Source organism: Bradyrhizobium sp. CSA207 (genome assembly GCF_029051685.1).
GTDB lineage: Bacteria > Pseudomonadota > Alphaproteobacteria > Rhizobiales > Xanthobacteraceae > Bradyrhizobium.
On record NZ_JAACFT010000004.1, the window covers coordinates 88,002 to 101,187 of the forward strand.

13 protein-coding genes are annotated in these 13,186 nt (G+C 63.9%); 1 reads left to right on the forward strand and 12 read right to left on the reverse strand.

The window, feature by feature from the left end:
• Positions 1 to 151 precede the first annotated feature (151 nt).
• From GWG65_RS05365 to GWG65_RS05415, 11 genes are all read right to left on the reverse strand, one after another.
• Positions 152 to 1,525 (reverse strand): cation-efflux pump, encoded by a 1,374-nt coding sequence (locus tag GWG65_RS05365; protein ID WP_275194366.1) that lies wholly within the window; start codon positions 1,523 to 1,525, stop codon positions 152 to 154.
• A 219-nt stretch (positions 1,526 to 1,744) separates the two neighbouring features.
• Complete coding sequence (locus tag GWG65_RS05370; protein WP_275194367.1) at positions 1,745 to 2,713, reverse strand: zinc-binding dehydrogenase; 969 nt, start codon at positions 2,711 to 2,713, stop codon at positions 1,745 to 1,747.
• Between the two features lie 500 nt (positions 2,714 to 3,213).
• Positions 3,214 to 3,864 (reverse strand): hypothetical protein, encoded by a 651-nt coding sequence (locus GWG65_RS05375; protein WP_275194368.1) that lies wholly within the window; start codon positions 3,862 to 3,864, stop codon positions 3,214 to 3,216.
• A 48-nt stretch (positions 3,865 to 3,912) separates the two neighbouring features.
• Positions 3,913 to 4,110, reverse strand: a complete 198-nt coding sequence (locus GWG65_RS05380) for a hypothetical protein (protein WP_275194369.1) — start codon at positions 4,108 to 4,110, stop codon at positions 3,913 to 3,915.
• A gap of 173 nt (positions 4,111 to 4,283) precedes the next feature.
• Positions 4,284 to 4,961 carry a hypothetical protein gene (locus GWG65_RS05385; RefSeq protein WP_275194370.1) on the reverse strand — a complete coding sequence of 226 codons (678 nt, stop codon included), beginning with the start codon at positions 4,959 to 4,961 and terminating at the stop codon, positions 4,284 to 4,286.
• 90 nt (positions 4,962 to 5,051) lie between these two features.
• Positions 5,052 to 5,840: a fumarylacetoacetate hydrolase family protein gene (locus GWG65_RS05390; protein WP_275194371.1), complete on the reverse strand. Its 789-nt coding sequence runs from the start codon at positions 5,838 to 5,840 to the stop codon at positions 5,052 to 5,054.
• The gene (locus GWG65_RS05395) at positions 5,837 to 6,856 is read right to left on the reverse strand and encodes a 2-dehydropantoate 2-reductase (protein WP_275194372.1); all 1,020 of its coding nucleotides are present in this window, start codon (positions 6,854 to 6,856) and stop codon (positions 5,837 to 5,839) included. The genes GWG65_RS05390 and GWG65_RS05395 overlap by 4 nt, the downstream gene beginning before the upstream one ends.
• Positions 6,857 to 7,090: 234 nt before the next feature.
• Positions 7,091 to 7,519, reverse strand: coding sequence for a CBS domain-containing protein (locus GWG65_RS05400; RefSeq protein ID WP_247382830.1), 429 nt, complete (start codon positions 7,517 to 7,519; stop codon positions 7,091 to 7,093).
• Positions 7,520 to 7,700: 181 nt separating this feature from the next.
• Complete coding sequence (oxlT, locus tag GWG65_RS05405) at positions 7,701 to 9,023, reverse strand: oxalate/formate MFS antiporter (RefSeq protein ID WP_275194373.1); 1,323 nt, start codon at positions 9,021 to 9,023, stop codon at positions 7,701 to 7,703.
• Between the two features lie 260 nt (positions 9,024 to 9,283).
• Positions 9,284 to 10,570: an oxalate/formate MFS antiporter gene (gene oxlT / locus GWG65_RS05410; protein WP_275194374.1), complete on the reverse strand. Its 1,287-nt coding sequence runs from the start codon at positions 10,568 to 10,570 to the stop codon at positions 9,284 to 9,286.
• Positions 10,571 to 10,819: 249 nt separating this feature from the next.
• The gene (locus GWG65_RS05415) at positions 10,820 to 10,957 is read right to left on the reverse strand and encodes a hypothetical protein (protein WP_275194375.1); all 138 of its coding nucleotides are present in this window, start codon (positions 10,955 to 10,957) and stop codon (positions 10,820 to 10,822) included.
• A gap of 369 nt (positions 10,958 to 11,326) precedes the next feature.
• Between GWG65_RS05415 and GWG65_RS05420 the strand changes: the two genes are divergently transcribed.
• The gene (locus GWG65_RS05420) at positions 11,327 to 12,658 is read left to right on the forward strand and encodes an Hsp70 family protein (protein WP_275194376.1); all 1,332 of its coding nucleotides are present in this window, start codon (positions 11,327 to 11,329) and stop codon (positions 12,656 to 12,658) included.
• A gap of 31 nt (positions 12,659 to 12,689) precedes the next feature.
• Here the strand turns inward: GWG65_RS05420 and GWG65_RS05425 are convergent, their stop codons facing one another.
• Entirely contained in the window at positions 12,690 to 13,133 is a 444-nt protein-coding gene (locus GWG65_RS05425) for an SRPBCC family protein (RefSeq protein ID WP_275194377.1), read from the reverse strand.
• Between the last annotated feature and the right edge of the window lie 53 nt (positions 13,134 to 13,186).

The following is a 13,186-nucleotide window of genomic DNA, read 5'->3' on the forward strand; positions in this document are numbered from 1 at the left end:
TTGAATCCAGTTTTCGCAGGCTGTCGAGAGTCAACGAATCGTTAATGCGAATTTATTCTTATCCCGCGCAGAATTTGCGCGGCCCTCGTCCGCAATATGACGCGCGTCGCGAGTCCGAAACGAGAACGTGTGACTCCTCGCACGCTCTGCGTCACGCCCGCGGCGGTTCGGCATGACTGATGACGCGCTTCACGCTGGGAAACGCGCGTCGCAGTGCGCGTTCGATCGCATCGACATGCTCGTGCACCCTGGTCACGCTCATCGACGGCGCGGCGCGGCAGTGGAAGTTGACGATCTCGCCGGCATCGGTGTTGCGGACCCGAACATTATGAATGTCGTGGATCTCGCCGCGGGCGGCATATTCCGTGAGCGCAGCCGCAATGGTCTGGACCCGTTCCGGTGCTGCATCGACGCCGAACGGGTGTTCCGGTTCCAGCGGCTCGATATGAACGTCGACCTCCACATCGGCGCCGAACTCCTCCTGGATGTTGCGCTCCAGTGTGTTGGCGATCTCATGGGCGGCGTCGAGTTGCATCTCGGCATCGACCTCGAGATCGATGCCGACGATCAGCTTGGCGCCGAGGTCGTGCACCGTGACGTGGTGGATGGCGAGGCCCGAATTATGCGCGATCACCATGATCCGGTCGCGCACGGTCTCGTTGTCGCGCGCGACAGGCGCCGCCGTGAAGGTGAGGTCGGCATCGCCGAAGACCTTGTCGACGGCCGCTTGCGCGTCGCGCTTGATGTCTTCGACGCGGTCGATCGGGTAGGTCCGAGGCACCTTGGCAATGGTGTCGATGAACGTGGTTGCGCCGACCATGCGCACCCGCAGCCGTTCGACGCCGATCACGCCCGGCACACTGCGGATCGCGGCGCGGGCTTTTTCCTGTGCACCTTCCGGCGCGCGGTCGACCAGCGTCTGCACGGTCGAGCCCGCCATGCGCAGGCCGAGCAGTGCGATCATGACAGCGACCGCCGCGGCGGCCGCTGCGTCGCCCCACCAGAAGCCGAGGCCTGCCAGCACGAGGCCGACGATCACGGCAAGCGAGCCGAGCACATCGGAAGCAAAATGCAGCGCATCCGCCGCCAGCGCCTGGCTCCTGGTCTCCCGCGCGGCGCGGTGCAGGGCGCGCGCGCGCCACAGGTTCACGGCGATGTCGATCACGAGCACGACGAACGGCACCGCCGTGATGATCGGTGGCGGGGATCCCTCGCGGATGCGGCTATAGGCTTCGACCAGGATGCCGCCCGCGAGCACGTAGAGCAGGGCGGTGACGCCGAGCGCAGAAACGCTTTCGAGCTTGCCGTGGCCGTAATGATGCTCGTCGTCCGCGGGCTTGTCGGACACCCGCACCACCGCCCACGTGATGATGGTCGCGATCAGGTCGATCGAGGAGTGCAAGGCCTCCGAAATCAGCGCGAGCGAACCGATCGCGATGCCGACCGCGAACTTGGCCGCGGCCATGCCGCCGCTGGCGAAGATCGAGATCGCCGCAACCGACGTCTTGCTGTGCTGGGAGGTCATGGCGGGGATTTAGCAGCCCTGCAGTGAACATCAAGCGGCAGTCCACAGCTGTAGTCGCAAGTGAGTTGCAGGAGCGTATCCACCAACCCCGTCATGCCCGGGCTTGTCCCGGGCATCCACGTTCTTCTGCGCGAGGGGTAAAGACGTGGATGGCCGGGTCAAGCCCGGCCATGACGGGGAGAGAGCGCAGTGCTGTCGCTCTTGCCCGCTGTTGTCCCTTCACAGCGTCACGACGATCTTGCCGAGATGCCTGTTCGCTTCCATGTGCCCGAACGCCTCGTCGATGTCGTCGAACGCGAACACCTTGTCGATCGGCAGTTGCAGTTTTCGCGACTCTACCGCACCCCAGATGTCCTTCTTGACCTCGTCGAAGATCTCGCGGACCTCCTCGATGGTCCGGGTGCGGAAGGTGACGCCGACATAGTCGATGCGGCGCGCGGCGTGCAGGTCGAAGTTGAAGTCGGCATGGGTGCCGCCGAGCCGGCCGACATTGACGATGCGGCCCTTGACCCTGGTGGCGGCGAGGTTCTGGTTGGCGACCTTGCCCGAGACCTGATCGACGATCAGGTCGACGCCTTCGCCGTTCGTCGCCTTCAGCACCTCGTCGACCCAATTTGGATCGGAGGAGTCGATTGCGAGATCGGCGCCATACGCGGCAAGCCGGCCGCGGCGAGTGGCGTCAGTGGAGGAGCCGATCACGAGCCTTGCACCTTTCAGCTTGGCGATCTGCATCGCCATCAGGCCGACGCCGGAGCTTGCGCCCTGGATCAGCACGGCTTGTCCCGGCTGCACGCCGCCGACGGTGACGACGGCGTTGTGCATGGTCGCAAGCGCGACGGGGAGGGTGGCCGCTTCCTCGAAATTCATGTTCGAGGGCGCGTGGAACAGCCGGCCGTGGTCGGCCAGCGTATATTCCGCGAACGCCGCGCCGCCCGAACCCATGATGCGGTCGCCGACTGTCACGCCCTTCGCATCCGGGCCGAGCTCGGCGACTTCGCCGGCCCATTCCATGCCGAGGACGGTGCCGGCGCCGCCGGCCACGCCATGAGCGTGGCCCTTGCGCATGCCGGTGTCGGCGCGGTTCAGTCCGCAGGCACGGACGCGGACCAGCACCTGCGTGCCTTTAGGTTTTGGTTGAGCGACGTCGGAAATCTTAGCCCTATCAGGACCATAGACGTAGGCTTTCATGCGTTACCTCGGACTCAATTGAGTTTGTACATGAAGAGCGATGCCGGTCTTCGCCTCTCCCCGCTTGCGGGGAGAGGCCGACGCGCGGAACGCGCGGCGGGTGAGGGGGAGTCTCGGCGAGTCCAATTCTCATCGTCCTCGTGGAGACTCCCCTCACCCCAACCCTCTCCCCGCAAGCGGGGCGAGGGAGCATACTTTCGGCGTGGCAGGCGCCGCGTTCAAATCACAACAGCGATCATTCGGCCGCCTGCGCCGTGGGGCCGGATCTGCAGCGAGGGCGGGGCGATCATGCAGGACGCGAAGGGTGATTCCGTAGGACGGACAATAAAGGCGCAATGCATTCCGCAATTGCCGCCGTCTGGCCTTTGCCAGGACGATGGCGAGAATGCAGGAGACACGACTGTCTCCACGTCGCCATTGCGAGCACAGCGAAGCAATCCAGCGTCCCTCCGCGGATGCAGTCTGGATTGCTTCGCTGCGCTCGCAATGACGGGCGCTTGCTACTCCGCCGACAGCCGCACCATCTGGCGGCCGCCATTCATTTCTTTGAGGTTGTTGACGAAGTTTTCCGGACGCTGCCAGCGGTACGGGACCTTCAATCCCATGAATTCCGCGATGTCACCGATGAAGCCCGTGCAGTTGGTGGTCTCGGCGTTCCAGACCGGCGAGCTCGCCTGCAGTTTCCTAATGTAGGCGAACACGCGCTTTGCGTCGGCCTCGTTCAGGTAGACGCGGTAGCTGGCCGTCAAATAGTCCGGATCGAGATCGCCATAGCTCGCGCCGGTCTCCGATGGCACCCAGGTGAGGTGACCGAGCACGTAGGCCCAGGTATCGCCAGCCGGCGTCAGGCCTGCAACCTCGACTGCGCGCTCGCTGGTCTTACCGTACCAGACGAAGGCATGGCCCCAACTCGCGGCCGTGCGGGCGCGGAAGTCGACGTAGTAGGGACCTTTCTCCACGCGCGCGACCGGCCGCCGCGTCGATTGCGGCGCCGGTCGCGATGCGGCGGTGTCGGTCGAGACAAGCGCATTTGCCTCGGCAATGCGCTTGTTTGCTTCGTGGGCCGATGCCGATGGCGTTGTGCACGCGATCATGGTCGCGAGGGCGAACCCTGCGAGCAGGCAGTATCCCGGTCGATCAGGTTTGGTCATTACGTCGTGCCCCTCGACTGTCGGTCGTTCACGCAGCCAAGTTGCGCGTCAGTAGCGCGACACGACCGGGCCGGGCGCCTTGCCGATCGGGGTCTTTCCAACCGGGCTCTTGCCAATCGGCATCTTGCCGATCGGCGCCTGCTCCTGGGCATAGATGGGCTGCCGGCGCGGCAGATCCGCAGCGTTCGCAGCCGTCACCAGAGCAAACGTAGCACCCACGACAAATACAATCTTCTTCACAGTCATACCCCTGAAGGTTTGGTCCAAACACGGCAGTGCCGTGCCCCCAGACACGCCCCACAGATGCGCGTCGGAATGCGTCTACAGTGCGGCAGACGCGGGACATGTTGGCGGCATCTGTCGGGCGTGCGGCAGATGTGATGTGCGTCCAGGTGTTTCGGCGCCGCGCCGCGCGCTCGTCAGCGATCGGCGCTCAGGCGGAAATGCATCTCGATCTTTGTGGGCGATGCTTCGCTGGCAACGTACCAGGGCGAATAGCCGGGCGTGGGATCCGGATCGGAGGAAAGATCAATCGGCCAGGTTTGCGTTGGAATGCCCGGGAGCGTGAGCCTGACGAGGCGGTGGCGCGTCTTGTACGTCAACGACGCGGAGCCAATGATCGCCGGACGGTCACCATCATGAGCGCGCCAGTTCGCGGCCGGCGATGCCATCGCATATCCCCGCGCTTCCTCGACCTCGATCCGCACGTCGTCCTTGTTATCCGGCAGGGTCATTCCGGCGGGTAGCCGGAACTCAAGCTCGAGGGTCATGAAGCCGTGGCTGAGATAAGGCGAGCGGATCAATTCGTACCACGCCCACCAGGCCAGGCCTGCTGTGATAAGCATAACCGTGACGGCAAAGGGGAAAGACAGCCGCGTCTCGGTGCGAACTGCGGCGCTGGATGTGTCCGCAACGGACGGAGCCGCACTGTTTCGAGCGAAGCCAATGCGCGTGAACAGCCAGATGCCTGCGATGAGGCCGACCACGCCGCCTATCGGGCCGACGTCGAAGAATGCACCCATGGCGATCCCGCCATCGCGGTCCGGCCCGGCCAGCATGATCACCAGCGCTGCAAGCGCGGACCAGCCGGCGAGCATTCCGAGCAGAGCGGAGAGGAGACCAAGGACGAAGCGCATCCGTAGTTGGTCGCACCGAGATGGATCGCGGTTCGAAACCCGGTGCGGGTGTCAGCCAATCCGAAATTCGTTGGTCAGCTCGCCGATGCCGTCGACCGCGACCGTCACAATATTGACCGGCTCCTTCATCACGCCGACACCGACCGAGGTGCCGACGGCGATGAGGTCGCCGGGGAGCAGCGTCATGTCGTGCGAGATCTTACTGACCAGTTCCTCGGCGCTGAAAATCATATCCGCGATCGGATAGTTCTGCCGCTCCACGCCGTTGAGAATGGTGCGGACAGTGAGCTTGGCGGGATCGAGGCCGGTCGCGATCACCGGACCGAACGGGCCGTAATCGTCGATGCCCTTGGCGCGCGCCCATTGGGCGAAGGTGGGATCGCGGGTGAGGATGTCGTTGGCGGTGATGTCGTTGACGCAGGTGTAGCCGAAGATGAAGGCGCGGGCCTCGGCGGGAGAAACGCGGGCGCAGGTCCTGCCGATGACGATGCCGAGCTCGCCCTCATAGGTGGTCTTGCCATCGTAGGAGGTGGGGCGGCGGATCACGGCGCCGGGCGCTGCGATGCTGGTGGTAGCCTTCAGCAGATAGAGCGGCTCGGGCGGCTCGGGCTGGTTGAGCTTTGTGGCGAGCGCGTGAAAATTGTTCCAGAGCGCGACGATCTTGCTGGGCGCGCAGGGTGCCAGCAGCTCGACCTCGGCCAGCGCCAGCGTCTTGCCGCTCGCCTTGTTCAGGCCAAACATCTCGCCCTCATGCACGCTGATGCCGGATGGCGTCAGCGTGCCGAAGCCGGTTGCGCCGTGGCGGAAGCGCAGCCATTTGGTCACTTCGCCAGCCATCATGCCACCGCCAATGCGCGCGGATCGGCCGGCGCCGAGACGCCGTCATAGAGCCCGGCGATGCGGGCGCGCTGGGTCACCATCGCCAGCACCGAGTCCAGCGCGGGCGTGGCGATCCCGGTCATGCGGCCCATCTCCTGCACGACGGTGACGAGCGGATCGATCTCCATCGGGCGGCCTCGCTCGAGATCCTGAAGCATCGAGGTCTTGTGCGCGCCGACCTTGCGGGCGCCTTCGATGCGGCGCTCGACATCGACGCGGAATTTGACGCCAAAGGCCTCGGCGATGCCTTGCGTCTCCACCATGATCGCCCGCGACAGCGCCCGCGTCGCAGGATCGGTGCAGATCACGTCGAGGGTCGCATGGGTCAGCGCGCTGATCGGGTTGAAGCAGACATTGCCCCACAGTTTTAGCCAGATCTCGTCGCGGATACGGTCGAGCACAGGCGCTTTCATGCCGGCGGCGACGAAAAGATCGGCGAGGCGCTGCACATCCGGCGTGATCTCGCCAGAGGGCTCGCCGAGCGGGAAATTGTTGCCGTAGACGTGACGGATCACGCCGGGTGCCTCGATCTCGGTCGCGGGATAGACGATGCAGCCGATGGCGCGTTCGGCGCCAAGCTCGCGCCACTGCCGCCCGCCGGGATCGATGCTCTCCAGCGTGGTGTTCTCGTATGGGCCGCCGTGCTTGTAGAAGTACCAATAGGGGATGCCGTTGACCGCGGTTACGATGCGGGTGTGGGGCCCGAGCAGCGGCTGTATCTTCTCGATCACGCCGGTGATCGAATGCGCCTTCAGCGTGATGATGACGTAGTCCTGCACGCCGAGCTCGGCGGCATCGTCGGTGCAGCGCGGATAGACGGTGTGCGTCTCCTCGCCCGCAAGCAGCGTCAGGCCGCGCCCGCGCATCGCGGCAAGGTGCGCACCGCGTGCGATCAGGCTGACATCGGCGCCCGCGCGTGCGAGCTGAACTCCGAGATATCCGCCGATCGCGCCGGCGCCGTAGATGCAGATCTTCATGAAATCCTCGCGGGACCAAAATTGGTCGTTTATTCGATCGTTCACGCCACAGGCTCTCTGTACCTCTCCCGCTTGCGGGAGAGGTCGACGCGCTCGAAGAGCGCGGCGGGTGAGGGCTCTATCCTCTTGGGGAGTCTCCCTGGCGGAGACACCCTCTCCCCAACCCTCTCCCGCAAGCGGGAGAGGGGGCGCGCCTTTTTCCATGGCTGCAGTTCAGGAAGGGCGACGACGCCTTCAGGCTGCTGCTTGCGGCGTGCCGTTGATCGCTTCGTCCATGGCAGCGGCGATGTCGCGCATGCTGATGACGGAGACGAGGCTGTAATCGTCGATCACCGGCAGATGGCGGATGTGATTCCGGTTCATCAAGTGCCGGACGTGCTCGATCGTGTCGCTCGAGGTGCAGGAGACGAGCTGCTGTACCGAGACGAGCTGCGAGACCTTGACGTTGACGGCGCCCGCGCCGTGCTCGGCGACGGCGCGCACCACGTCGCGCTCGGTGAACATGCCGACGGCGGTGTTTCCTTCCGAGCGGACCACGTCCTTGACCACCAGCGCGCTGATGTTGTTGGCGCGCATCAGCTTGGCGGCGATACCCACTGTTTCGTTCATTCGCACCGTGACAACGCGCGGCGTCTTCTTGCGCAGAATGTCTCCGACCAGCATTGCAACCTCCCTGGGTGAATGATGCGAGGAAGTGTGGTATACATAATGCCAATCGTCAAGCGTTGGATTTGGTTGATCCGAAAAATTCTTCCGGCAGGAATACTGACGTTTATCGCGGGTCCCAAAACAAAAGGGGCGCATTGCTGCGCCCCTTTTTCAACTGTGCAAAGGCCTGTGGTCGCTACGCCGTCTCGGTCTTGGCGTTGCCGGTCGCAGGGCTGGCGCTTTCGGCTTCCTTGCCGAGGATGAAAGAGCGGCGCAGCGGCTTGATGACGAACAGCGCCATCAGCGCTGCCGTCGCGTTCAGCGCGACCGCCACAACGAACACGGCTTTCCAGCCGTAGGCGGCCGAGATCACGCTCGCCAGCGGGACCAGGAGCGAAGCGGTACCCTTCGCAGTGTAGAGCATGCCGTTGTTGGTGGTCGCGTATTTCGAGCCGAAGGTGTCGCCGCAGGTCGCGGGGAACAGCGAGTAGATCTCGCCGAACACGCCGAAGTAAATTGCGGTCGCGAGCACGAAAACGATCGGAACGTGACCGTAGGTCGATAGCGCCAGCAGCATCAGCGCGGCCGTGCCGAAGGCGATGAACATGGTGTGCTCGCGGCCGATCGTGTCGGAGACCCAGCCGAAGAACGGCCGGCCGAAGCCGTCGAAGATGCGGTCGAGCGAGATCGCAAAGGTCAGCGCCGCCATCTGAAAGCCGGCCAGCGTGACCGGCGTGTCGGCGATCTTGAAATCGCGCGCGATCGGCGCGATCTGCGCCGCCGTCATCAGGCCGCCGGAAGCGACCATGACGAAGACGAGGTACATCACCCAGAAAATAGGGCTCCGCAGCACCTGCGGCGGGGTGAAGTCGATCTTGGTCTGCGGCAGGTTGAGCTGCTTCTTCTTGGGCGGGATCGCGAGCCGCGGCGGCTGGATGAAGAAGGCGAGCACGAAGACGATCAGGCCCTGGCCGATACCGAAGGTGAAGAACGCGCCCTGGTAGCCGCTCGATGCGATCATGGTCGCGATCGGCACCACGGTGATTGCGGCGCCTGCGCCAAAGCCTGCGGCAGTCGCGCCGGCGGCGAGGCCGCGGCGATCGGGAAACCATTTCAGCGCATTGCCGACGCAGGTGCCGTACACGGCGCCTGCGCCCATGCCGCCGACGATCGCTGCCGCATAGAGCAGGGTGAGCGAGTCAGCGTAGGAGTTGAGGATCCAGGACAGCGCGATCATGACGCCGCCGAACATGATGACGATGCGCGGGCCATATTTGTCGACGAACCAGGCTTCGATCGGAACGAGCCAGGTCTCGGTGACGACGAAGATGGTGAAGGCGAGCTGGATCGCGGCGCGGCCCCAATGGTGAACCGCATCGATCGGATCGACGAACAGCGTCCAGCCATATTGCAGGTTGGCAATCATCGCCATGCAGACGATGCCCATGCCGAGTTGGAGCCAGCGGAAACCGGTTCGAAGGGGCGCAGCGGTCACGGCGCCGTCCGTGCTGGAAATCATCAACAACCTCCCATGGCGCCCGTCTGGTCGCAACACGTCGGCAAGATGACCTAGTGTCGCAAATCTTGTGGCTTATCGTCGCAGGCGCAGCGGGGAGCTTGGTATACCATATTCCAGAATGCAAGCCCTATCTCCGGGTTCAATGCAGGGAAAATGCTCGGTTCCGTTCGGGTTAAAAGGAATCGAGCGAGCTTCGCGCAAACGAAAACGCCCGGCCGCGAGGCCGGGCGTCTTGCGCGAGATAGCGCTGGTGAGGCGCGTCAGGCAATCGCTTTGGCGACCACGATTTTGCGCCAGGGTTTCAGCACCGCGATCGCGAGCAGTGAAGCCAGGATGTTGGCGCCGGCCGCGATCATGAACACGTTGTCCCAATGACCCGAGCCCTGCTGCATCAGGTTTGCGACCGGAACGAGCAGCGCGGCGGTGCCCTTTGCGGTGTAGAGCAGGCCCGCATTGGTGGTCGCGAACTTCGGGCCGAACGTGTCGGTGCAGGTCGAGGGGAACAACGAGTAGATCTCGCCCCAGGCGAAGAACACGAATCCCGACAGCAGCACGAACCAGATCGGGTCGTGGCCCCAGAGATAGAGCATCCAGATGCCGATGCCTTCCATGCCGAAGGCGATGAACATCGTGTTCTCGCGGCCGATCATGTCGGAGATCCAGCCGAAGAACGGGCGCGTCAGGCCGTTGAGCACGCGGTCGATCGTCGCCGCGAATGTCACCGCCGTCATGGTCATGCCGATCAGCGTCACCGGAATGCTGTCGACCTTCCAGTCGACGGCGATCGGCTTGAGGTTGGCGGTCACCATCAATCCGCCGGCGCCGACGATCACGAACATGAAATACATCAGCCAGAAGATCGGCTGACGGATCACCTCCGTCGGCTGATAGTTGCGCCGGCTTTGGATCACGTTGGCGTTCTGCGTCACTGCAGGGACTTGTCCGGTCTTTGGCGCGAACAAGAAGAAGGCGAGGATCACAATGATGATGCCCTGCCCGAGACCGAAATAGAGGAAGGTGTTCTGGAAGCCGGAGTCCTTGATCATCGCCTGGATCGGCGCGACCGTCAGTGCCGAGCCGGCGCCGAAGCCGGCGGCCGTGATGCCGGCAGCCAGGCCGCGCTTGTCAGGAAACCATTTCAGCGCGTTGCCGACGCAGGTGCCGTAGACGCCACCTGCGCCGATGCCCGCGATGATCATGCCGAGATAGTAGCCGTTGAGCGAAGTCGCCTGGGCGTTGATGGCCCAGCCGATGCCGCAGAGTAGGCCGCCGACGAGAACGACGATGCGTGGACCATACTTGTCGACGAACCATCCTTCGACCGGCACGAGCCAGGTCTCGAACAGCACGAACAAGGTAAAGGCCCACTGGATCGAGGCGCGATCCCAGCCAAACTTCTTCTGGATGTCGGGGACGAAGAACGTCCAGCCGTACTGATAGTTGGCGATCATCACCATCGCCGCCACACCGACCGCCAGTTGCGTCCAGCGATAAGTGTCGCTGACGCGCGCGGCGGTAGGGACCGTTGCCTGCACCATGTCCGTCATAAAGCCTCCCGTGGCGCCTCTAATTTTTCTGCGAGCGCTGGAGCGGCATTCTTGTATTCATTATGCCAAGGTTCAAGCGCTGGTCCGGTCACCGTGCGCAAATGCCGCAGGTCCTCTCCGGTTGCGGCTGTGACTCGGGACAACGCAAATAGAAATGGCCCCGTCGTGCGGGGCCATTCATCAAAAGTCGTATGTGGACGATTCTGAGACCGCGGCGGCTCGGCGCGCTTGCGGCTCAGGAAGCGCTGGTTACAGGCCGAAGCGGGGCTGGTCGCCGTTATGATTCGAGATCTCGGCGCTCGCCATCAGGAAGCGGTCCACGGCGGCCATGAAACGCGCGAACAGCGAGGTGGAGGGGGCGAGAGCGACGGAAGCGGTCTTGGACATCGGGATTCCCTTTCTTGAGACGGTCAGTATTCCTGTCTCATTTCGAGGGGTAATCTATGTATACCAGATGCCAATGTCCATGCCCGCTATTGCATAGCAGCATTTAACTCGCCGCATTGCAGCATAATGATGCGTTAACGGCGCCGTCCGGGCTTAAGGTTGCCGCCGAACCGAGGTGCTGACGGCTAAAATGCCCTCTCCCGTCGCAGAATGACGTAAAGGCGGGAGGTGCGTTGTCCCGCTGGGAAGCGGACCGGCGCGACTTTGGGTGCCAATTCCTACCGCGCTGCAATGGACCGGGTATTGGCAGGGCTACACAAAGCCGCTAGTGGTCTGCCCCCTTTTTCCAATCATCCGTCAGAGTGGTTCATGTCGAGCGCCTCGCCCGCCGTCTCGATCGGCATCGATTTTGGGACCAGCAATACGGTCGTCGCGCTCGCGGCGGACGATCGCCGGGTCGAGGCCGTCCGCTTCGATCATGGGGGACAGCGGCACAGCGTCTACGTGTCGGCGCTGTGCTTTTGGGAGGACCGCCCGGGAGCCGGAGCCCAGGCTGAAGGCGGCCCGTGGGCGATCGAGCAGTTTCTCGAAGGACGCCACGTCAACCGCTTCCTGCAGTCGTTCAAGACCTTCGCTGGAAGTGCCAGCTTCAATTCCACCCAGGTGTTCCGGCAGCGCTACAGCTTCGAGGATCTTCTCGCGGCGTTCCTGCGCACGCTGACGCGCCATGGCGGCGACAGGTTCGGCTTCGAGGCGTCGAACATCACGGTCGGTCGCCCTGTGCGCTTTGCCGGCGGCAATCCGGACGAGGCGCTGGCGATGCAGCGCTATCGCGCCGCGTTCGAAGGCCTCGGCGCCGGCCACGCGCGCTATGTCTACGAGCCTGTGGGAGCCGCGTTCTCCTTCGCCCGCCGGCTGGAACGCGATGCCACCGTCCTGGTTGCCGATTTCGGCGGCGGCACCAGCGATTTCTCCGTGATGCGTTTCTCGCGCGCGGGCGGCAGCTTGCGCGCCGAGCCGCTCGGCCATGCCGGCATCGGCATCGCCGGCGACACGTTCGATTACCGCATTGTCGACCACGTGGTCTCGCCGCGGCTCGGTAAGGGCTCCAGCTTCCGCTCGTTCGACAAGGTGCTGCCGCTTCCCAACAGCCACTACACCAATCTCGCGCGCTGGCATCAGCTCGCGTTGATGAAGAGCAACGGCGACCTGCGCGAGCTGCGGGAGCTGTCGCGCACCGCACTGAAGCCGGCCCTGCTTCACGACTTCATCACCATCGTCGACTTCGACCTCGGCTTTTCGCTGTACCGCGCAGTGTCCGACGCCAAGGTTGCGCTGTCGGCCCGGGATGAGGTGGACTTCCATTTCAAAGGCGGCGGGGTCGACATTCGTTCGTCGATCACACGGAAGAGCTTCGAATCCTGGATTGCCGACGATATCGCCCGGTTAGGGGCCACCGTCGACAAGGTGCTGGGCGAAGCCGGCATCACCGCGCGCGAGGTGGAGAAGGTGTTCCTGACCGGCGGGACCTCGTTCGTGCCTGCCGTCCGAAAGCTGTTCGCCGAGCGGTTCGGCAACGAGCGATTGATGTCCGGCGACCAGTTCGAGTCGATCGCCTACGGCCTCGCCTTGATCGGGCACAGCCCGGACCCGGACCGCTGGACCGCGGCCGGCGGGCTCGAGTCGAGGGCGGGCGCGTAGCCCCGCGGTACGCGGCCGCCCCGTCCTGAGCCTATTGGTTGATCTCGGGCTCGACCAGCCGCGCCAGGTTCCGCAGCGATTCCTGCCAGCCGAGATAGCAGGCTTCCGGCGGAATGACGTCCGGTATGCCGGCCTGCGTGACCTCCAGCTCGGTGCCGACCGATACTTTCTTCAGCGTCACGGTCACCTGGATTTCACCCGGCAGATTGGGGTCCTCGAATTTGTCGGTGTAGCGCAGCCGTTCGCCCGGGACGAGCTCGACATATTCGCCGCCGAACGCGTGGCTGTTGCTCGTGGTGAAGTTGCGGAACGACATTCTGAATGTGCCGCCGACCTTGGCCTCCAGATGATGCACGGTGCAAGTAAAGCCATTGGGCGGAAGCCATTTCGCAAGCGCGTCGGCCTCGAGGAAGGCGCGATAGACTTTCTCCGGGCTGGTCGTCAAAACGCGGTGCAGGCGGACAGTGCTGGGCATGTTCTTTCATCCTCATGTATTGATGGTGCGGCGTCGATGTCCGTGGCCGATCC